General features: G+C 64.0%; 20 protein-coding genes. 9 read left to right on the top strand and 11 right to left on the bottom strand.

Features of this window, described 5'->3' with window-relative positions:
• Positions 1-169: 169 nt before the first annotated feature.
• From BM416_RS12630 to BM416_RS12620, 3 genes are read left to right on the top strand one after another with little or no spacing between them, the layout of a single operon-like run.
• On the top strand, positions 170-1,216 hold the full coding sequence (locus BM416_RS12630) for an ATP-binding protein (RefSeq protein ID WP_092488435.1): 1,047 nt from the start codon (positions 170-172) through the stop codon (positions 1,214-1,216).
• Positions 1,185-1,844: a response regulator gene (locus tag BM416_RS12625; RefSeq protein WP_065926401.1), complete on the top strand. Its 660-nt coding sequence runs from the start codon at positions 1,185-1,187 to the stop codon at positions 1,842-1,844. Before BM416_RS12630 ends, BM416_RS12625 begins: the two co-directional genes overlap by 32 nt.
• Positions 1,845-2,585, top strand: a complete 741-nt coding sequence (locus tag BM416_RS12620; RefSeq protein ID WP_027603593.1) for a PAS domain-containing protein — start codon at positions 1,845-1,847, stop codon at positions 2,583-2,585.
• A 53-nt stretch (positions 2,586-2,638) separates the two neighbouring features.
• Here BM416_RS12620 and BM416_RS12615 read toward each other — a convergent pair whose 3' ends face one another.
• The 5 genes from BM416_RS12615 to ribBA form a co-directional block, all read right to left on the bottom strand.
• Positions 2,639-3,793 (bottom strand): ABC transporter ATP-binding protein, encoded by a 1,155-nt coding sequence (locus BM416_RS12615; protein WP_092488264.1) that lies wholly within the window; start codon positions 3,791-3,793, stop codon positions 2,639-2,641.
• A gap of 17 nt (positions 3,794-3,810) precedes the next feature.
• The gene (locus BM416_RS12610) at positions 3,811-4,620 is read right to left on the bottom strand and encodes an ABC transporter permease (RefSeq protein ID WP_010567348.1); all 810 of its coding nucleotides are present in this window, start codon (positions 4,618-4,620) and stop codon (positions 3,811-3,813) included.
• A 6-nt stretch (positions 4,621-4,626) separates the two neighbouring features.
• Positions 4,627-5,544: an ABC transporter permease gene (locus BM416_RS12605; RefSeq protein WP_065926398.1), complete on the bottom strand. Its 918-nt coding sequence runs from the start codon at positions 5,542-5,544 to the stop codon at positions 4,627-4,629.
• Positions 5,541-6,566 (bottom strand): ABC transporter substrate-binding protein, encoded by a 1,026-nt coding sequence (locus BM416_RS12600; protein WP_027603596.1) that lies wholly within the window; start codon positions 6,564-6,566, stop codon positions 5,541-5,543. Before BM416_RS12600 ends, BM416_RS12605 begins: the two co-directional genes overlap by 4 nt.
• A gap of 228 nt (positions 6,567-6,794) precedes the next feature.
• Entirely contained in the window at positions 6,795-7,904 is a 1,110-nt protein-coding gene (ribBA, locus tag BM416_RS12595; RefSeq protein ID WP_027603597.1) for a bifunctional 3,4-dihydroxy-2-butanone-4-phosphate synthase/GTP cyclohydrolase II, read from the bottom strand.
• Positions 7,905-7,973: 69 nt separating this feature from the next.
• Between ribBA and BM416_RS12590 the strand changes: the two genes are divergently transcribed.
• Positions 7,974-8,267: a DUF1330 domain-containing protein gene (locus BM416_RS12590; protein WP_027603598.1), complete on the top strand. Its 294-nt coding sequence runs from the start codon at positions 7,974-7,976 to the stop codon at positions 8,265-8,267.
• A 139-nt stretch (positions 8,268-8,406) separates the two neighbouring features.
• Here the strand turns inward: BM416_RS12590 and BM416_RS12585 are convergent, their stop codons facing one another.
• The 6 genes from BM416_RS12585 to BM416_RS12560 all read right to left on the bottom strand — a co-directional run bounded on the left by BM416_RS12585 (position 8,407) and on the right by BM416_RS12560 (position 13,295).
• Positions 8,407-8,970 carry an NUDIX hydrolase gene (locus BM416_RS12585; RefSeq protein ID WP_092488262.1) on the bottom strand — a complete coding sequence of 188 codons (564 nt, stop codon included), beginning with the start codon at positions 8,968-8,970 and terminating at the stop codon, positions 8,407-8,409.
• A 2-nt stretch (positions 8,971-8,972) separates the two neighbouring features.
• On the bottom strand, positions 8,973-9,725 hold the full coding sequence (locus BM416_RS12580; RefSeq protein WP_027603600.1) for a GntR family transcriptional regulator: 753 nt from the start codon (positions 9,723-9,725) through the stop codon (positions 8,973-8,975).
• A gap of 130 nt (positions 9,726-9,855) precedes the next feature.
• Positions 9,856-10,341, bottom strand: coding sequence for a flavin reductase family protein (locus BM416_RS12575; RefSeq protein ID WP_092488261.1), 486 nt, complete (start codon positions 10,339-10,341; stop codon positions 9,856-9,858).
• Between the two features lie 12 nt (positions 10,342-10,353).
• A complete protein-coding gene (locus BM416_RS12570; protein WP_092488260.1) occupies positions 10,354-11,835 on the bottom strand; it encodes an aldehyde dehydrogenase in 1,482 nt (493 codons plus the stop codon).
• Entirely contained in the window at positions 11,832-12,665 is an 834-nt protein-coding gene (locus BM416_RS12565) for an alpha/beta fold hydrolase (protein WP_027603603.1), read from the bottom strand. The genes BM416_RS12570 and BM416_RS12565 overlap by 4 nt, the downstream gene beginning before the upstream one ends.
• Before the next feature lie 39 nt (positions 12,666-12,704).
• Positions 12,705-13,295: an amino acid synthesis family protein gene (locus tag BM416_RS12560; protein ID WP_065939735.1), complete on the bottom strand. Its 591-nt coding sequence runs from the start codon at positions 13,293-13,295 to the stop codon at positions 12,705-12,707.
• 254 nt (positions 13,296-13,549) lie between these two features.
• On the opposite strand from BM416_RS12560, the gene ltnD reads away from it, so the two are divergent.
• The 5 genes from ltnD (at position 13,550) to otnI (ending at position 18,758) form a co-directional block, all read left to right on the top strand.
• The gene (gene ltnD / locus BM416_RS12555; protein ID WP_092488259.1) at positions 13,550-14,455 is read left to right on the top strand and encodes an L-threonate dehydrogenase; all 906 of its coding nucleotides are present in this window, start codon (positions 13,550-13,552) and stop codon (positions 14,453-14,455) included.
• Between the two features lie 10 nt (positions 14,456-14,465).
• On the top strand, positions 14,466-15,758 hold the full coding sequence (gene otnK / locus BM416_RS12550; protein WP_092488258.1) for a 3-oxo-tetronate kinase: 1,293 nt from the start codon (positions 14,466-14,468) through the stop codon (positions 15,756-15,758).
• Positions 15,755-16,399: a 3-oxo-tetronate 4-phosphate decarboxylase gene (locus BM416_RS12545; protein ID WP_092488257.1), complete on the top strand. Its 645-nt coding sequence runs from the start codon at positions 15,755-15,757 to the stop codon at positions 16,397-16,399. The genes otnK and BM416_RS12545 overlap by 4 nt, the downstream gene beginning before the upstream one ends.
• 97 nt (positions 16,400-16,496) lie before the next feature.
• Positions 16,497-17,957: a GntT/GntP/DsdX family permease gene (locus BM416_RS12540; protein WP_092488256.1), complete on the top strand. Its 1,461-nt coding sequence runs from the start codon at positions 16,497-16,499 to the stop codon at positions 17,955-17,957.
• A 15-nt stretch (positions 17,958-17,972) separates the two neighbouring features.
• Positions 17,973-18,758 carry a 2-oxo-tetronate isomerase gene (otnI, locus tag BM416_RS12535; protein ID WP_092488255.1) on the top strand — a complete coding sequence of 262 codons (786 nt, stop codon included), beginning with the start codon at positions 17,973-17,975 and terminating at the stop codon, positions 18,756-18,758.
• Positions 18,759-18,949: the final 191 nt, after the last annotated feature.

Genomic DNA, 18,949 nt, shown 5'->3' with positions numbered 1-18,949 from the left:
GGCTATGCCTTTGGAGATAAGCCTTGCGCGCCGGCCATTCGGGGCATGGAAGTTGCTGGGCCTTTCGACCACACAGCGCAACCGGACGGGGAGTTATCGAAGAGTGCTGACACGACCAAAAGGCTGGCCGCTCTGGTTGGGGCCTGTGCGCCCCGAACAGGCGCGCAGCGTGCGCAGGTTGTTGGCCGAGTTGCCCCTGCACGCTGACGGTGCCTTGTCGGGTTTCCTGGACCGTTTCGACGCACTGCTGCCGCCTGCCAGGCTCAACCTGATCCTCGGCGGCGAAGACCTGGGCCCGACGCGGCGTGGGGAGGTGGAAGGCTGCCAGGCCGTCGCGCGTTGCCCCTGGCGCGACGCCAGCGTGACGGACGCCCCCCAAGCCTGCGGACCGTGCCGGCAACGGGGCGTGCACCGTCTGGTGTGCGCCTTGCCCGAGGGTGCAAAAGGCGCATTGCTGCTCGACACCCCCCGGCGCGCCGGTGCCAGTTGGCGCCAGCTACTGGAAGAGGCGGCGCAGGCGGTAGGCGTGAGCGTACGCCTGCGCAGCCATAACCGTGAGCAGCAGCGCAAACAGGCGACCTCCCGCCACGGTGCCCTGGCCCGTGAGCTGCACGATTCGGTGGCGCAGCAGTTGGGTTACCTGTCGTTCCAGGCCCATGGCTTGCAGTCGCAACTGGGCGAGCCGGCACTGCAGGACCTGTGCACCGGCCTGAGCCAACTGCAACGCCAGGTGCGCGAGCTGATCACCAGTGCGCGCCTGACCATGGACGGGCGCTCGCTGCGCCAGGCCCTGGCCGATTCGGTCGCGGAATTTTCGCGGCGCTGCATCATTGTCTTCGAACTCGACAATCGCCTGGCCGACGACGCCCTGAGCCCGGAAACCGAATTGCAGATCCTGCAGATCATTCGCGAGGCCCTGGCCAATGCGGTGCGGCATTCCCACGCGCGCCACGTGCGCATCGAACTGCGCCAGACCCAGGACGGCGACGCCTCGGTGTCGGTGGAAGACGATGGCATCGGCTTGATCCCGGCCTGCGACGAACACAACCATTTCGGCCTGGCGATTATCCGCGAGCGCGCCGCCAGCATCGGCGCACGGCTGAGCATAGAAGCGATCCGCCCGCACGGGGTGCGCGTGCACCTTGGCCTGCGTCGCCACCACGATCTGCCACAGGGGAGTCTCGATGGACTGCACGACCTTATTACTGATCGATGATCACCCGTTGTTTCGCAAGGGCCTGGCGCAGTTGTTCGATGCCAGCGGCGACTTCGAAGTGGTGGGGCAGGCGGCCAGCGGCCGCGAGGGCATCAACCTGGCCGTGAGCCTGACGCCGCAACAGGTGCTGCTGGATTTGCACATGCCCGGCCTCAGCGGATTACAGGTGCTGGATGAACTGCGCCAGTTACGCCTGGATTGCCAGGTGGTGGTGCTCACCGCCTCCATGGACCGCGCCGAGTTGCTCACGGCCTTGCGCCTGGGCGCCAGCGGTTATGTGCTCAAGGAAACCGAGCCGGATGCGTTGCTGGCGTATATGCGCAACTGCCACAAGGGCGCGATCGTGCTGGACTCGAGCCTGATTGCCTTGCTCGCCGACCAGGCCGAGCCCACGCAAGCGTGTGAGGCTGCGGGCAGCGAAAACCTTACCGAGCGCGAAGGCCAGACCCTGGCGCTGATCGCCGCCGGCATGAGCAACAAACAGATCGGCAGGGAACTGGGGATCAGCGACGGCACGGTGAAAATCTACGTGCGCAGCCTGTTGCAGAAGCTCGGCCTGCATTCGCGCCTGGAGCTGGCGGCCTGGGTGCACAGCGGTGCCTTGATGAAACACGAGGAGCGCCACTAGATGAGGGACAGCCCCGAAGCGTTTGCGCCCCCGCCGATTGACCTGATGGATTGCTTTCCCGCCGCCTTATTGCAACTGCGCGACAACGGCCAGATCGCCCACTTCAACCTGGCCTGGGCCGAGTTGATGGGCGCGCCGGGCGCGGAGCGCAACCTGATGGACTACGTGCACCAGGAAGACCGCCCGCTATGGCGCCAGGCCCTGAATGAACTGCGCCGTCGCCCCGACACCTCATTCAACCAGCGCCTGCGCTTTGTGCACCCCAGTGGCGAACTGCGCTGGTTCGAGATCAGCCTCAAGCGCGGCCCCCAAGGCTTCTATTTGGTGGCCGGGGACGTTACTGCCCACAAGCGCCGCGAAATCGCCTGGCAGGCCAGCCAGCGCAGCAGCATGAGCTTGCTCGACAGCATGCCGGGCCTGATCTATCGCGGCCGCAACAACCGCGACTGGACCATGGAATTCGTCAGCGCGGGCTGCCTGGAGTTGACCGGTTACCCTGCCGAGCGCCTGGTGGACAACCATGAGTTCACCTACAACAGCCTGATCCTGGCGCAGGATGCCGACTATGTGTGGCGCGAGGTGCAATATGCGTTGTCACGGCAGGAGCCGTTCGAGCTCAATTACCGGATTCGCTGCGCCGACCGCTCGATCAAGCATGTGTGGGAGAAGGGCGTGGGGATTTATGCGGATACCCGTGAGGTGTTGGGGATCGAGGGGGCGATTTTCGAGCGCAAGAGTTGACGGATAAACGCACTTCAAATGTGGGAGGGGGCAAGCCCCCTCCCACATGGGATTCAATGCGCGCCAGCGGCCTTGTTCAGATCACTCTCCGCCCACTGCGTATACACACACGCATCCGCCGTCGCCCAGCGCACACGCACCGGATCGCCGGCCTTGAGGGGCATGCCCGCAGCGGACAGCGCCTTGACCGTCATCGATGTGCCGCCGAGGGTTTTCACTGTGCAGGTCTGGCTTTCGCCGAGGAACAGCACCTCACCCACAATCGCCGACACTTCATTCCAGCCCGCCGCCAGCGGTTGTTCAGCGGCCTGTTCGACACTCAGCGCCAGGGCTTTTTCCGGGCGTACCATCAGCAGTACATCCTGCTCGGTGTGCAACCCGCTGGTCAGGCGGATCGACACGGATTGGCCTTCGAACGCCGCCACGGCATTGCCCTGGGCCTTGAGCTTGAGGAAGTTGGAGTTGCCGAGGAACGACGCCACGAACGCGTTCGGCGGGTTCTGGTAGAGGTCGAAGCCGCTGCCCAGGCCGACGATCTTGCCGTGGCTGAAAATCGCGATGCGCTGGGACAGGCGCATGGCTTCTTCCTGGTCGTGGGTCACGTAGACGATGGTGATGCCCAGGCGCCGGTGCAGTTGGCGCAGTTCGTCCTGCAGGTCTTCGCGCAATTTCTTGTCGAGGGCGCCGAGGGGTTCGTCCATCAACAGGATGCGTGGCTCGTACACCAGCGCGCGGGCGATGGCGACCCGTTGCTGTTGGCCGCCGGACAATTGCGAAGGGCGGCGATGGGCGAACTGTTCCAACTGCACCAGCTTGAGCATGGCGTCGACGCGCTTGTCGCGTTCGGCGCTGGCCAGTTTGCGAATCGCCAGGGGGAAGGCGATGTTGTCGCGCACCGACAAATGCGGGAACAGTGAGTAACGCTGGAACACCATGCCGATGTCGCGCTTGTGCGGCGGTACGTTGACCAGCGATTGGCCGCTGACCAGGATCTCGCCGCTGCTTGGCGTTTCGAAGCCGGCAAGCATCGACAGTGTGGTGCTTTTGCCCGAGCCGCTGGAGCCGAGGAAGGTGAGGAATTCGCCGTCCTGGATGTCCAGCGAGATGTTGTCCACGGCTGCGAATTCGCCGTAGTGCTTGTTCAGGTTGCGCAGGCTGACCAGGGGTTGGCCATGGCTCTGCGCGACATCGTTGATCACTGCACTCATGTTCTTCTCCTCGGCGCTCAAGCGCGGGTTTCGGTACGCCGGCGAACGGCGGCGGCAATCACCATGACCAGCACCGAGAGGCCGATCAGCAGCGTCGACGCGACGGCGATCACAGGCGTCAGGTCCTGGCGCAGGGTGGTCCACATTTTTACGGGAAGGGTTTGCAGGGTCGGGCTGGCCATCATCACGCTGAGCACCACTTCGTCCCATGAGACCAGGAAGGCGAACAGCGCACCGGCGACCATCCCCGGACGAATCGCCGGAAAGGTCACCTTGAACACTGCCTGCAACCGCGAGGCGCCGCAGATCACTGCCGCGTCTTCGATCGACTGGTCGAACAGTTTCAGCGAGTTGATGATCGAGATGATGGTGAACGGCAGCGCCACGATCACATGGCTGACCACAAAGGCGAACATCGTGCCGGTGTAGCCCAGCTTCAGGAACAGCGCGTACACCGCCACGGCGATGATCACCAGCGGCACGATCATTGGCAGGGTGAACAGGCCGTAGAGCAATTCACGGCCGGGGAAGCGCCCGCGCACCAGGGCAAAGGCGGTGGGCAGGCCGAGGGCGACGGCGAATACGGTGGTCAGCACGGCCACCTTGAGGCTGGCCATGGCCGCGTTCATCCAGTCGGCGTTGGAGAAGAACTGGCCGTACCATTTCAGCGTCCAGCCCGGTGGCGGGAACACCAGCCATTGGGACGAGCCGAACGACAGCAGCACGATGAACACGATCGGCAGCAGCAGGAACAGGCCGATCAAGCCGGTGGTGGTGTAGAGGCCCAAGCGCATCCTGCGGCTCATGGCATTGGGGGTCAGGAGCATGACGGCTTACCTCGCGTTGCTGGCGCCAACCGGGGATTCCGGCTGAAGCTTCAGGTAGAAGTAGAACAGCACCAGGGTGATGAAGATCAGCAACGCGGCGCCGGCACTGGCCAGGCCCCAATTGAGGAACGATTGCACCTGCTGGATGATGAACTCGGGCAGCATCATGTTCTGCGCACCGCCGAGCAGTGCCGGGGTGACGTAGTAACCGAGGGACATCACGAACACCATCAGGCCGCCGGAGAACAACCCCGGCCGGCACAACGGCAGGAACACGCGGAAGAAGTTGGTCCACGGGCTCGCGCCGCAGATCGAGCCGGCCTGCAGGATCATCGGGTCGATGGCCTGCATGGTCGCCTGCAATGGCAGCACGATGAACGGGATCATGATGTAGCTCATGCCGATCACCACGCCGGTGAGGTTATGCACCATCTCCAGGGGCACATCGATGATGCCCATGGCCATCAGCGCCTTGTTGATCACCCCGGAGGCTTGCAGCAAGACCAGCCAGGAGTAAGTGCGGGCGAGCAGGCTGGTCCACATCGACAGCAGCACAATATTCAGGATCCAGCGTCCCCAGCCGCGCGGCACCAGGGTGATCGCCCAGGCCAGCGGAAAGCCCAGCAGCAGGCTGAACAGGGTCACCAGGCCCGCCACCGAAAAGGTGTTGAGCAGCACCCGTGCATAGGCTGAGTTGGCGAACAGCTGTTCGTAGTTGCCCAGGCCCGGCACCGGCTCCAGCACGCCGCGCAGCAGCAGGCCGATCAGCGGCGCCAGGAAGAACAGGCCGAGGAACAGCAGGGCCGGGATCAGGTTGCTCGAGCCCCGCCAGCGCTGTGCCAGGGACGGCGCCCCGGCCTTGGGCGAAACCGCGCCGGCAGCGCCGAGGGCGCTCCCGGTCGGTGTGGTTGCCGTCATTTTCATTTGACTAGCCATTCATTCCACCGTGTCGCAATGGCCGGACCGTTCTTGGCCCAGTAGGCGAAATCGAGGGTGATCTGGTCCTTGACGTAGGCGGTCGGCAGGTTCGGCGCGAGCACCGAATCCAGGCGCTGCACGCTGTCGATGTTCACCGGCGCATAGGCGGTCAGGTTGGAGAAATCCGCCTGGCCCTTGGCGCTGCTGGCGTTGGCGAGGAATTTCATCGCCGCCGCTTTGTTTTTCGAACCTTTAGGCACGACGAGGATGTCGGCCATGACCAGGTTCTGCTTCCAGCTCACGCCCACGGGCGCGCCGTCTTCCTGCAGGGCGTGGATGCGACCGTTCCAGAACTGGCCCATGCTGACTTCGCCGGACGCCAGCAACTGTTGCGACTGCGCACCGCCGCCCCACCAGACGATGTCTTTCTTGATGGTGTCGAGTTTCTTGAAGGCGCGGTCCAGGTCCAGGGGGTAGAGCTTGTCGGCCGGGACGCCGTCGGCCAGCAGCGCCAGTTCGAGCACGCCGGGGCTTGGCCATTTGTAGAGGGCGCGCTTGCCGGGGTAGGTCTTGGTGTCGAACAGAGCGGTCCAGTCCTGGGGCTTGCCGGCGCCGAGCTTGCCTTCGTTGTAGCCGAGCACGAAGGAGAAGAAGAACGAGCCCACGCCATGGTCGGAGACGAAGCGCGGGTCGATCTTGTCGCGCTGGATCACCGAGAAGTCGAGGGGTTCGAGCAGGCCTTCGGCGGCGGCGCGCAAGGCGAAGTCGGCCTCGACATCCACCACGTCCCACTGCACGTTGCCGCTTTCGACCATGGCCTTGAGTTTGCCGTAGTCGGTGGGCCCATCCTGGACCACGGTAATGCCGCTGGCCTTGCTGAACGGGTCGGCCCAGGCCTGCTTCTGCGCATCCTGGGTGCTACCGCCCCAGCTCACGAAGTTGACGCTTTCGGCCGCCATGGCCGCGTGAGTGGCCGTGGCCAATAAACCCGCGAACAGCACCGCGGTTGCACGTTTGTTCAACACCATTTTCACGCCCTCATTTGTTTTGTTATTGAGCGGGCTTGGTAATGCCCGCCTATCGGGAGCAGTAGGTCCATCGGGGGCCTCTAATCGAGACCCCAAAAGGCGACCGTGCCAAGGGCTGTTATTGGTGCTCTCCCTGGCGGGCGCACTTGGCGGAAGTGTTCGGTCTATGGAATATCATATTATGGTATTCCAAACTTTGTGCAAGCATTTTGCCTTACCGGTTATCCGTCATTCGGTGAAGGGAATGCTCTCGACCACCTCCAGGTCGTAGCCGGTCAGCCCGGCGTATTTGAGGGGCGGGCCGAGGTGACGCAGTTTGCCGACGCCGAGGTCTTGCAAGATCTGCGCCCCGGTGCCCACTTCGGAATAGATGCGCGACTGCGAGCGGTTGAACTGGCGCGGTGCCTGAGTCAGTTGCGGCACGCGTTCCAGCAGCGCCTGGGACGACTCATGGTTGGCCAGCACCACCACCACGCCGCTGCCTTCAGCGGCGACACGTTGCAAGGCCGCCCACAGCGTCCAGTTGGACGGGCCGCTGTAGTCGGCACCGACCAGGTCGCGCAGCGGGTCGATCACATGCACGCGCACCAGCGCCGGGGTATCGCGGCGCAACTGGCCCATCACCATTGCCATGTGCACGCCGCCGTCGATGCGGTCTTCAAAGGTGATCAGGCGGAACGTGCCGTGCACCGTGGGCAGGTCGCGTTCGCCGATGCGCACCACGGTGCGTTCGGTGCTGAGGCGGTAGTGGATCAGGTCGGCGATCGTGCCGATCTTGATGCCGTGCTTGCGCGCGAAGATTTCCAGGTCGGGACGGCGGGCCATGGTGCCGTCGTCGTTCATCACTTCGACGATCACCGACGCCGGGGTGTGCCCGGCCAGGCGCGCCAGGTCGCAGCCGGCTTCGGTGTGGCCGGCGCGGGTCAACACGCCGCCGTCCTTGGCGCGCAACGGGAAGATATGCCCCGGCTGCACGATGTCGGCCGGTCCGGCATTGCTGTCGACGGCCGCTGCCACGGTGCGTGCGCGGTCTGCGGCGGAGATGCCGGTGGTCACGCCGCTGGCGGCTTCGATGGACACGGTAAACGCGGTGCTGAACACGCTGCCGTTGCTCGGCACCATCTGTTCCAGGCCGAGGCGCTGGCAGTGTTCGTCGGTAAGGGTCAGGCAGATCAGGCCACGGGCTTCGCGGGCCATGAAACTGATAGTCTCGGCGGTGCAGCAGGCCGCAGGCAGCAACAGGTCGCCTTCGTTTTCCCGGTCTTCGTCGTCCACCAGGAGCACCATCTTGCCTTGGCGGTAGTCTTCGATGATGTCTGCGATGCTGTTGAAGGACATGGAGAGTGCTCGATTTGTTGGTTGTATGTATTATGGTATACCACAAAAACTCAACAAGAGGATGTCACGATGAAGGCCTACTGGATTGCCCATGTGGATGTGTCCGATGCCGAGCAATACACGCAGTACACCCAGCGCGCGCCGGCGGCGTTTGCAAAGTTTGGCGGGCGGTTCCTGGCCAGGGGCGGGCGCAGCGAGGCGATGGAAGGCGGGCCTGCACGGCAGCGTAATGTGGTGATTGAGTTTGAGAGCTATGAGCAGGCGGTAGCGTGTTATGAGTCCGCTGAGTATCAGGAGGCGAAGGCGCACCGTGAAGGGGTGGGGCTGGCGCAGATCATCATCGTGGAAGGGCTGGCGCCCTAGGTCATCAGGCCGAACATGGGCCAAATGTGGGAGGGGGCTTGCTCCCGATAGAGGTCTGTCAGCTACAAGGATGCTGACTGATACACCGCTATCGGGAGCAAGCCCCCTCCCACATTTTGATCTGTGTTTGGCCGTGCGGTCAGCGGATGAAATGAATCTTGCCGCTGTCGTCATTACCGATATAGATGCCATACACCCCAGCCTGGCGTTCCTCGATATACCGTTCGAGGATCTGCCGGATCGCCGGGTAGTAGATGCTCTCCCAGGGAATCTCCTCGGGCGCGAAGAACTTGTAGTCGAGGGTTTCCGGGCCGAACTGGCCGGTGATCTCCAGCGCGATGGCGCGGAAGATGATGTACACCTCGCTGATTTTCGGCACGCTGAAGATCGAGTAGGGCGAGAGGATCTCGGCACGTACGCCGCTTTCTTCCCAGACTTCACGCAACGCCGCCTGCTCGGTGGTTTCGCCACCTTCCATAAAGCCGGCAGGCAATGTCCAGGTGCCTGGGCGGGGCGGGATCGCCCGTTGGCACAGCAGGTATTTGCCGTCCTGCTCGATGATGCAGCCGGCGATGATCTTGGGATTGATGTAGTGGATATAGCCGCAGCCCCGGCACATCAGGCGCTCATGGGTATCGCCCGGTGGCAGCTGGTGACCGAGGTCACTGCCGCCGCATGCCGGGCAAAAGCTGGGGCTGGCCAAGGTCAGTGACCTATGCGCGGTTCTTTCAGCGCGATGGGCAGGGTGATTTCCGGAATCTTGCCGGTTTCTTCCTGTTTGCGCTTGAGGTAGTCCAGGGCCACGGCGGCCGCCGCACGCACGTGATCGACGCAGGCCTGGTGGGCCGCCAGCGGGTCGCCGCTCTTGATCGCCTGGACCATGCGTTCCATTTCCTGGTTACTGGTGCCGCGACGGTTTTCCTGGGACACCGAGGTGGCGCGCAGGTAGCTGATGCGCGCCTGCAGCTGGCGCAACTGGGTGGCCGCCACATGGTTGCCCGAACCTTCGAGCAGCACGTCGTAGAAGCCCTGGACCGAGTCGATGACCTGTTGCAGCTCACCGTCCTTGAGGGCCTTGCGGTTTTCTTCCAGGGCTTTTTCCAGGGCCTTGATGTCCTTGGCCTTGGCGCGCAGGGTGAACAATTGCACGATCAAGCCTTCGAGTACGCAGCGCAGTTCATAGATGTCGACGGCGTCGGCCAGGGTGATGATCGCCACCTGCGGACCCTTGGCATCGGCGAATTCCACCAGGCCTTCGGACTCCAGGTGACGCAAGGCTTCGCGTACCGAGGTGCGGCTGACGCCGAGGCGGTCGCACAGATCGCGCTCCACCAGGCGGTCACCGGGCAGCAGTTGGAAGTTCATGATGGCGCTGCGCAGTTTTTCCAGCACGATTTCGCGCAGGGTGACCGGGTTGTGATTGACCTTGAAGCTGTCGTCGAGGGGCGCGCGTTTCATGGGGTCTGCTCTGAATTTAGCGGTTAACTGGAGGCCTCGGCCGGCCGGGGCCGATTGAGGGCCGAAAATCGTGCCCAAGTTTATCATGCTGCGTTCCTTAAGCGACAAACCCTCACGGCCCCCGCGCGCCTCAGGCCAGGGCCGGCAGCGGGCCCAGCTTGCCCCTGTGGTAGATCATCGGCGTGACCGGCTCCTTGGGCAGGATCAGGTTCTTTACCGCACCGACGATGATCGCGTGATCGCCGCCGTCGTATTCGCGCCACAGTTCGCACTCGATGATCGCCGTGGCCTTGGCCAGCAGCGGATTGCCCAACTCGCTCAGGTGCCACTCGATGCCCTTGGCCTTTTCCTTGCCTTTGCTGGCGAAAGCATAGGCCTCGGCGGTCTGGTCGGCGGACAGCAAGTGGATCGCGAAGCGCTTGCTGTCGCGCAGGATCGGGTAGGTGTCCGACCCATAGTTAGGGCAGAACAGCACCAGCGCCGGGTCGATCGACAGCGCGCTGAACGCACTGGCGGTAATGCCGACGATGCCGCCGTCCGGGTCGAGGGTGGTGACCACCGTGACGCCCGAAGGGAATGAGCTCATGACGTCTTTGTAAATGCCGGGTTCGATCATGGTCGGGGTCTCTTAGCGCATCACGAAAGGGTCAGGCATGGGCGCCTGGGAGAGGTTGATCCACACCGTCTTCAGCTCGGTGTAGGCGAGCACCGAATCGATGCCGCTTTCACGTCCGTAGCCGCTGTTCTTGAAGCCGCCGATAGGCGCCATGGCCGACACGGCGCGGTAGGTGTTGACCCAGATGATCCCCGAGCGCACGTCCCGGGCCAGGCGGTGGGCGCGGCCGAGGTCGCGGGTCCAGATGCCGGCGGCGAGGCCGAATTGCGAGTCGTTGGCGATGGCCAGCGCTTCGGCTTCATCCTTGAAACGGATGACCGAGGCCACCGGGCCGAACACTTCTTCCTGCATGATCTTCATCGAGTTGCTGTCGCACTCGAACAAGGTCGGCTCATAGAACCAGCCCTCACCGAGGTTCTGCGGGCGTTTGCCGCCGGTGCGCAGGCGCGCGCCTTCGGCGATGGCATCGGCCACCAGGCCTTCGACCACGGCCAGTTGCTGCGCGGTGGCCATGGGGCCCATTTCGCTGGCGTCGTCCTGGGGGTTGCCGATGCGGATGCGCTGGGCGCGAGCCACCAGGCGCTCAACGAATTCGTCGTAGATCTCATCCTGCACCAGCAGGCGCGAGCCGGACACGCAGCTCTGCCCGGACGCCGCGTAGATCCCGGCAATCGCACCGTTGATGGCGCTGTCGAGGTCGGCGTCGGCAAAGATGATATTCGGCGATTTGCCGCCCAGTTCCAGGGACAGCCTGGCGAAGTTCTCCGCGCTGCTGCGCACCACATGGCGGGCCGTGGCCGCGCCGCCGGTGAAGGCGATCTTGCGCACCAGTGGGTGGCGGGTCAGGGCGGCGCCGGTGCTGGGGCCGTAGCCGGTGACCACGTTGACCACGCCCGGCGGGATCCCGGCTTCGAGGGCCAGGCGCGCGAGTTCGAGGATGGTCGCCGAGGCGTGTTCCGACGGTTTGATCACGATGGTATTGCCCGCCGCCAGGGCCGGCGCGAGTTTGATCGCGGTCAGGTACAGCGGGCTGTTCCACGGAATGATCGCGGCGACCACGCCCATGGCTTCGTGCACGGTGTAGGCGAACAGGTCCGGCTTGTCCAGCGGCAGGGTGCCGCCTTCGAGCTTGTCGGCCAGGCCGGCGGTGTAGTGGAAAAACTCCGGCAGGTAGCTGACCTGGCCACGGGTTTCGCGGATCAACTTGCCGTTGTCGCGGCTTTCGAGCTGGGCCAGTTGCTCCTTGTTCTCGGCGATCAGGTCACCCAGGCGGCGCAGCAATTTGCCCCGTGCGGTGGCGGTGAGGCCACGCCAGGCCGGGCTGTCGAAGGCGCTTTGGGCGGCCTGCACGGCGCGCTCCACATCGGCTTCATCGGCGTCGGGCAGTTGCGCCCAGGGTTCGGCCAGGGCCGGGTTGAGGCTGTCGAAAGTCTTGCCGGACAGGGCATCGACCCATTCACCGCCGATGCACATCTGGAAGCGTGCGAGTGTCATGCAACGATCCCCTTGATTGGATTGTTTTGGGCGTACACCGTGTCGAGGAAGCCCAGCAGCAGCTGGTTGACCAGGCGTGGCGATTCTACCGGCATCATATGCCGTTGCTCGGCCAGCACCGCAACGGTGGCGCCGGGAATACGATCGGCCAGTTGCCGGGCCATTTCCGGGGTTGAGCCGGGGTCGAGTTCGCCGGTGGCTACCAGGGTCGGTACGCGCAAGCCCTTGAGGTCGTCGGCGCGGTACATGTCCTGGGTCGCAAACAGTTCGTAGGTGGTCAGGTAGCCCTGGGGGTCGTTGCCCGCCAGGGTTTCACGCAGGGCGGCGATCTGCGCCGGGTTGGCCGCCTGGTATTCACGGCTGAACCAGCGCGACAGCGCGGCTTCGGCATTCGCATCCGGGCCATGTTCGGCGGCCTGGGCGGTGCGTGCGATCACGCCGGCACGCTGTTCGGGGCTGCGGTTGAACACACTGTTGAGCACTACCAGGGATGTGAGGCGCTCGGGGTAGTGCAGGGCAAACGCCCGGGCGACCAGGCCGCCCATGGAAAAACCGATCACCGTGGCCTGGGGCAATTGCAGGTGGTCGAGCAGCTCCAGCAACTGGTCGGCATACCCCAGCAGCGGCGTGCCGGCGGCCGGGCGCGGGCTGGCGCCATGGCCGAGCATGTCATAGGTGATCACGCGGTAATTCGTGGCCAGGCCAACGACTTGCCCGCCCCACATTTCTTTATTCAGGCCCACGCCGTGGATCAAAACCACAGGCTGGCCTTGGCCGGTCGCCAGATAACTGGTGCCAGCCGGGGTGCGTTCAGCGGTGAGCCGAATCATGGAGCGCTCCTGCATGCTTTTTGTTTTGGCCGGTCTTGCTTACTGGGCTTTTTCAGCGGCCAGCTCTTCCAGGTCGATATAGCGGTTGCCGATACGAGGGTGCAGGCGGCCGCCATCGGCGCAGCCCAATACCACGACGATTTCATCGGCGCGCGGCGAATCCTCGATGTGCATTTCCAGGGTGATGTAGTGCGAGCGCAGGCCTTCGTCGTCCTTGTGCATCATCGGGATCTGGATCGAGGTGCCCGGGCCGCCGCGCTTGTTGGTGAAGCTCAGGTAGCTCTTGGCTTTGACCGCTTCACGGTAGTGATTGCCGAAGCGCAGGGTATGGATGATCGCGCTCGCGTGTTCGATCTCGCCATCGGCTCCGACCACGGCAGCCTTGCCATACGCCTCGATGTTTTCGGCACCGCCAATGATGCCCACCAGGCGCTCGACCATCAGCGCGCCGAGGTCGGAGCAATTGGCCCGGATTTCCGGCTTGAGGTCTTCGACGAAGCCACGACCCAGCCATGGATTCTTCAGCACCACGGCGAGACCGACCATCTTCACCGGGGTATCCGCGGCCTTGCCGCCTTCGATAAAGGTTTCTTCAACATAGCTGACGATCTTGCGAATTTCGAAACTCATGAGCGGCTCCATCAGGTGTGGGGGAGTGGATTGCGTATGATGGTATACCATAATACGCAAAGCACAAGCGCCGCAAATGAGTTTGCGTGGGGTAAGGCGATAAAGGGGGGTGTGAAACTATTCTTGGGGTGATGTTAAAAAATGTTAGATCGAAAAAATACTTCACATAATCTGTTCATTGGTGGATGATCGATCCCAATTCCAACGCGGCTCGCCGGTGTGGTGTCAGCCGCTGTTTTCCCCTGGAGTACCCCATGAATAATAAGAATGTCGGTGTGATCGGTCTGGGCGCGATGGGGCTGGGCATTGCCCGCTCGCTGTTGCGCGCAGGCTTTAATGTGCATGCCTGTGATGTGCGCGACGCGGTGACCCAGCAGTTCGCCAGCGAAGGCGGGGTGGCGTGCGCGTCGCCGGCGCAGATGGCCGAGGCCTGTGATGTGCTTATCACCGTGGTGGTCAATGCCGAGCAGACCGAGACCGTGTTGTTCGGTGAGGGCGGTGCCGTGGCGGCGCTGCGTCCCGCCAGCCTGGTGATCGGCTGTGCCACCGTGGCCCCGACCTACGCCGTGGACCTCGGCCAGCGCCTGGGCGAACACGGCCTGCTGTACCTGGATGCGCCGATTTCCGGCGGTGCGGCCAAGGCCGCCGCCGGTGAGATGACCATGATGACCTCCGGCCCGCAGGCTGCTTATGCCAAGGCCGATGCAGTGCTGGCGGGCATGGCCGGCAAGGTGTATCGCCTGGGCGACGTCCATGGCCTGGGCTCCAAGGTCAAGATCATCAACCAGTTGCTCGCCGGCGTGCATATCGCCGCTTCCGCTGAAGCCATGGCCCTGGGCCTGCGCGAAGGGGTGGACGCCGATGCCTTGTACGAGGTGATCACCCACAGCGCCGGCAATTCCTGGATGTTCGAAAACCGCGTGCCGCACATTCTCAAGGCCGACTACACGCCACTGTCGGCGGTGGATATTTTCGTCAAGGACCTCGGCCTGGTGCTGGATACCGCGCGTGCGAGCAAATTCCCGCTGCCGTTGTCGGCCACTGCGCACCAGATGTTCATGCAGGCTTCCAGCGCCGGTTTTGGCCGCGAGGACGACTCGGCGGTGATCAAGATTTTCCCCGGCATCGACCTGCCGACTGCCAAGCCCGAGCCGGTGTAAGGAACGCGTTATGACTAACCACACCACGCGCCCGTTGCTGGGCTGCATCGCCGACGATTTCACCGGCGCCACCGACCTGGCCAACATGCTGGTGCGCGGCGGTATGCGCACGGTGCAGAGCATCGGCATCCCCAGCCGCGAAGTCGCGGACGGGCTGGATGCGGACGCCATCGTCATCGCCCTTAAGTCGCGTACCACGCCGGTCGCAGAGGCTGTGGAGGAATCCCTGGCCGCGCTGGACTGGCTGCGCGAGCAGGGCTGCGAACAGATTTTCTTCAAGTATTGCTCCACATTCGACTCCACTGCCGCCGGCAATATCGGCCAGGTCAGCGAGGCCTTGCTCAAGGCGCTGGGCAGTGATTTCACCCTGGCCTGCCCGGCGTTCCCGGAAAACGGCCGGACGATTTTCCGTGGCCACCTGTTTGTGCAGGACCAGCTGCTCAATGAGTCGGGCATGCAACATCACCCGCTGACGCCCATGGGCGATGCGAATCTGGTGCGCGTGCTGCAGAGCCAGACACAACTGCCGGTCGGGTTGCTGCGGTACGACAGCATCGCCGCTGGCGTCGAGGCGACCCGTAAAAAAATCGCCGAACTGCGCGAGCAAGGCGTGGGCATTGCCATCGCCGATGCGCTGTCCGATCAAGACCTCTACACCCTCGGCAGTGCCTGCGCCGACTTGCCTTTGCTCACGGGTGGCTCGGGCCTGGCCTTGGGTTTGCCAGGCAATTTCCGCCGTGCCGGTAAACTGCGCGACTTCGATGCGGCGACGCTGCCGACTATCAGCGGTGGCGAGGTGGTGCTCGCCGGCAGTGCCTCGGTAGCGACCCTTGGCCAGGTCGCGGCCTGGTGCGAGGCGGGTCGCCCGGCATTGCGCATTGATCCCATCGCCCTGGCTGCCGGTGAACCGGTGGTGGCGCAGGCGCTGGCGTTTGCCCGCGACAGTGCACACACCGTATTGATCTACGCCACCAGCACCCCGGCTGAGGTCAAAGCGGTGCAGCAACAGCTGGGTGTCGAACGCGCTGGCGCCCTGGTGGAGAACGCATTGGGCGAGATCGCTGCCGGCTTGCGCGAGCAGGGCGTGCGACGCTTTGTGGTGGCCGGCGGGGAAACCTCTGGCGCGGTGGTCAAGGCCCTCGGCGTCAACCTATTGCAGATTGGTGCGCAGATCGACCCTGGCGTGCCGGCCACCGTCAGCAGTTCCGCCGAGCCCCTGGCACTGGCGCTCAAATCCGGCAACTTCGGTGGCCGTGAGTTCTTCGCCAAAGCCCTCGCGCACCTGGCCGGAGGTGCCCAGTGACTGATATCGACGAACAGGCCCTGCGCGAAGAAATCTGCGATGTCGGCCATAGCCTGTACCAGCGTGGCTACACCGTCGGCAGCGCCGGCAATATCAGTGCGCGCCTGGACGATGGCTGGTTGATTACTCCCACTGACGCTTGCCTGGGTCGCCTGGCGCCTGGGGCGATCGCCAAGGTCAATCGGCAAGGCGAGTGGGTGTCCGGGGACAAACCTTCGAAGACCCTGGCCCTGCATCGCCAGGTGTATGACCGCAACCCCTCGGTGGGCGGTGTGGTGCACACCCATTCCACCCACCTGGTGGCGTTGACCCTGGCCGGGGTGTGGCGGGCGGACGATATCCTGCCGCCGCTCACGCCCTATCAGGTGATGAAGGTCGGGCACATTCCGTTGATCGGCTACCAGCGTCCCGGCTCGCCCAACGTCGCCGAGCAAGTCGCGCAACTGGCCAACCGCGTGCGTGGGGTGATGCTCGAGCGCCTGGGGCCGGTGGTCTGGGAGAGTTCGGTGGCCAAGGCCAGCTACGCCCTGGAAGAGTTGGAAGAAACCGCACGGTTGTGGTTGATGAGCAACCCCCGACCGGCGCCGTTGGATCAGGCTGCACTGGATGAATTGCGCGAGACGTTCGGCGCGCACTGGTAACCCGCAAGACGACACGGCAAGTGCTGCCCGAGCGCCTGGTTTGACGCTCGACGGACCCGGCTTGCCTGAAAAAACAATAACAACAGGACATTCTTGAATGAGCCCACTGATTTTGATGTTGACCGCTGGCGCGGGTATCGCGCTGCTGCTGTTTCTGGTCCTCAGGTACAAATTCCAGCCGTTTGTCGCGTTGATGCTGGTGAGTATCGTGGTGGCGCTGGTGGCCGGGGTGAAACCGGCTGACCTGGTGGCGACGATCGAGGGCGGCATGGGCAAGACCCTGGGCCATATCGCGATCATCATTGCCCTGGGCGCGATGATCGGGCGGATCATCGAGCTGTCCGGCGGTGCCGAGGCCCTGGCCAAGTCGTTGATCGAGCGCTTCGGCAACAGCCGTACGCCGCTGGCGCTGACCATCGCCGGGTTCATCATCGGCGTGCCGGTGTTCTTTGAAGTCGGGGTGATTATCCTGATGCCGCTGGCCTATGGCGTGGCACGTCGGGCACGCAAGCCGCTGCTGGTGTTCGCCTTGCCGATGTGTGCGGCGCTGCTCACCGTGCATGCGTTCCTGCCGCCCCATCCGGGCGCCGTGGCCGCCGCCAGCCAACTGGGTGCTGACCTGGGCCGGGTGCTGATGTTCGGCCTGCCGATCACCGCGTTGCTGTGCTACATCGGTTACCGCGTGGCGGGGCGCATGACCCGACGCTTCTATCCGATGACCGACGATATCCGTGCCGAAGTCTATGGCCCTCACGTGACCAATGAAGACCTGCGGGCCTGGACTAACGGCAATCACCAGGCGGTGCAACAGAGCGCTGTGGCCGAGTCCCACATGGGCCTGGAAGAGTCCACCAGCGCCATCGCCGCCAAGCTGCCGGCGGCGCCTGCGCCCGGTTTCGGCCTGATTGTCAGCCTGATCCTGCTGCCGATTGTGCTGATTTTGCTGGGCACCCTGGCCACTTCGCTGCTGCCGGTCGACTCGACCCTGCGCGGGGTGATGACCGTACTCGGCGCGCCGCTGGTGGCGCTGCTGATCGACACTTTGCTGTGTGCCTGGCTGCTCGGCTCGCGCCGTGGCTGGAGCCGCAGCCAGGTCTCTGACGTGATTGGCTCGGCGTTGCCGGGCGTGGCCATGGTGATCCTGATCGCCGGCGCCGGTGGCGTGTTCGGCAAGGTGCTGGTGGACACCGGCATCGGCGCGGTAGTCTCCGACATGCTGCGCACCACCGGCCTGCCGGTGCTGGCCCTGGGCTTTTTGTTGACCATGCTGCTGCGCGCGGTGCAGGGTTCGACCACTGTGGCCCTGGTGACCACGGCGGGGATCATCAGCCCGCTGATCGTGACCCTCAACCTCACGCCCAACCACCTGGCGCTGCTGTGCCTGGCCATGGGCGGTGGCGGGCTGGCGATGTCGCATATCAACGACGCCGGCTACTGGATCTTCACCAAGCTCGCCGGGCTCAACGTGGCCGACGGTCTGCGCACGTGGACGGTGATCACCACCTTGCTCGGCACCTTGGGTTTCTTGATTACCCTGCTGATCTGGCCTTTTGTCTGACTCTTGGGAGCTTTTATGCCTCGTTTTGCTGCCAACCTGAGCATGCTGTACCCGCAACATGATTTTCTCGAGCGCTTCGCGGCGGCGAAGGCCGATGGTTTCGACGCGGTGGAATACCTGTTCCCCTACGACTACAGCGCCGAGGCACTCAAGCAACGCCTGAGTGACAACGGCCTGGTCCAGGCCCTGTTCAATGCACCACCGGGCGATTGGGCGGCGGGGGAGCGCGGCATCGCCACGCTGCCGGGGCGTGAGGCCGAGTTTCGCAGTGGCTTCGACCGCGCGTTGGAATACGCCGCCGTGCTCGGCAACGACCGCGTGCACGTCATGGCCGGCTTGCTGCCCTCGGAAAACCTGCGCCAGCGCCATCAGGCCGTGTACCTGGAAAACCTCGCCTACGCCAGCGCGGCGGCGGCCAAGGTCGGCGTCACCGTGTTGCTGGAACCGATCAACACCCGCGACATGCCGGGGTTTTTCCTCAACCGCCAGGACCAGGCCCACGCCATCTGCCGGGAGGTCGGCGCGCGCAACCTCAAGGTGCAGTTCGACTGCTACCACTGCCAGATCGTCGAAGGCGACTTGGCCACCAAGCTGCGCCGCGACTTCGATGGCATTGGCCATATCCAGATTGCCGGGGTACCGGACCGTCACGAGCCAGACCTGGGCGAACTGAACTACGGGTTCCTGTTCGAACTGATGGACCAGTTGGGCTACGACGGCTGGGTCGGCTGCGAATACCGGCCAAAGGCCGATACCTCGGCGGGCCTGCAATGGTTGCGGGACTGGAAAGCGGCTCGGTAGTCGACGAGCCTTTGTGGCGGTTAGGTTCAAATGTGGGAGGGGCGGTGCGACCATTCGACTTGCCCCCGATAGCGGTGTGTCAGCCAACACATCTACCAACCATGCCGCCGCCATCGAAGCCTCGCTAAAGCTCGACATCTCCCACAGGGGACCAGCGGTGACCAACTTCCCACCTGCCAACCTCAATCAAA

This window comes from Pseudomonas sp. NFACC42-2, assembly GCF_900116055.1.
In the GTDB taxonomy this organism is placed as follows: Bacteria; Pseudomonadota; Gammaproteobacteria; order Pseudomonadales; family Pseudomonadaceae; genus Aquipseudomonas; species Aquipseudomonas marginalis.
Note: the sequence above shows the minus strand (reverse complement) of the source record. Positions and strands in the feature narration are given on the sequence as shown.

Excerpts from the sequence above, each read along its gene's own strand:
- BM416_RS12625 (WP_065926401.1), top strand. The coding sequence starts at position 1,185 with ATGGACTGCACGACCTTATTACTGATCGATGATCACCCGTTGTTTCGC.
- BM416_RS12620 (WP_027603593.1), top strand. The coding sequence starts at position 1,845 with ATGAGGGACAGCCCCGAAGCGTTTGCGCCCCCGCCGATTGACCTGATG.
- BM416_RS12615 (WP_092488264.1), bottom strand. The coding sequence starts at position 3,793 with ATGAGTGCAGTGATCAACGATGTCGCGCAGAGCCATGGCCAACCCCTG.
- BM416_RS12610 (WP_010567348.1), bottom strand. The coding sequence starts at position 4,620 with ATGCTCCTGACCCCCAATGCCATGAGCCGCAGGATGCGCTTGGGCCTC.
- BM416_RS12605 (WP_065926398.1), bottom strand. The coding sequence starts at position 5,544 with ATGAAAATGACGGCAACCACACCGACCGGGAGCGCCCTCGGCGCTGCC.
- BM416_RS12600 (WP_027603596.1), bottom strand. The coding sequence starts at position 6,566 with ATGGTGTTGAACAAACGTGCAACCGCGGTGCTGTTCGCGGGTTTATTG.
- ribBA (WP_027603597.1), bottom strand. The coding sequence starts at position 7,904 with ATGTCCTTCAACAGCATCGCAGACATCATCGAAGACTACCGCCAAGGC.
- BM416_RS12590 (WP_027603598.1), top strand. The coding sequence starts at position 7,974 with ATGAAGGCCTACTGGATTGCCCATGTGGATGTGTCCGATGCCGAGCAA.
- BM416_RS12580 (WP_027603600.1), bottom strand. The coding sequence starts at position 9,725 with ATGAAACGCGCGCCCCTCGACGACAGCTTCAAGGTCAATCACAACCCG.
- BM416_RS12575 (WP_092488261.1), bottom strand. The coding sequence starts at position 10,341 with ATGATCGAACCCGGCATTTACAAAGACGTCATGAGCTCATTCCCTTCG.
- BM416_RS12570 (WP_092488260.1), bottom strand. The coding sequence starts at position 11,835 with ATGACACTCGCACGCTTCCAGATGTGCATCGGCGGTGAATGGGTCGAT.
- BM416_RS12565 (WP_027603603.1), bottom strand. The coding sequence starts at position 12,665 with ATGATTCGGCTCACCGCTGAACGCACCCCGGCTGGCACCAGTTATCTG.
- BM416_RS12560 (WP_065939735.1), bottom strand. The coding sequence starts at position 13,295 with ATGAGTTTCGAAATTCGCAAGATCGTCAGCTATGTTGAAGAAACCTTT.
- ltnD (WP_092488259.1), top strand. The coding sequence starts at position 13,550 with ATGAATAATAAGAATGTCGGTGTGATCGGTCTGGGCGCGATGGGGCTG.
- otnK (WP_092488258.1), top strand. The coding sequence starts at position 14,466 with ATGACTAACCACACCACGCGCCCGTTGCTGGGCTGCATCGCCGACGAT.
- BM416_RS12540 (WP_092488256.1), top strand. The coding sequence starts at position 16,497 with ATGAGCCCACTGATTTTGATGTTGACCGCTGGCGCGGGTATCGCGCTG.
- otnI (WP_092488255.1), top strand. The coding sequence starts at position 17,973 with ATGCCTCGTTTTGCTGCCAACCTGAGCATGCTGTACCCGCAACATGAT.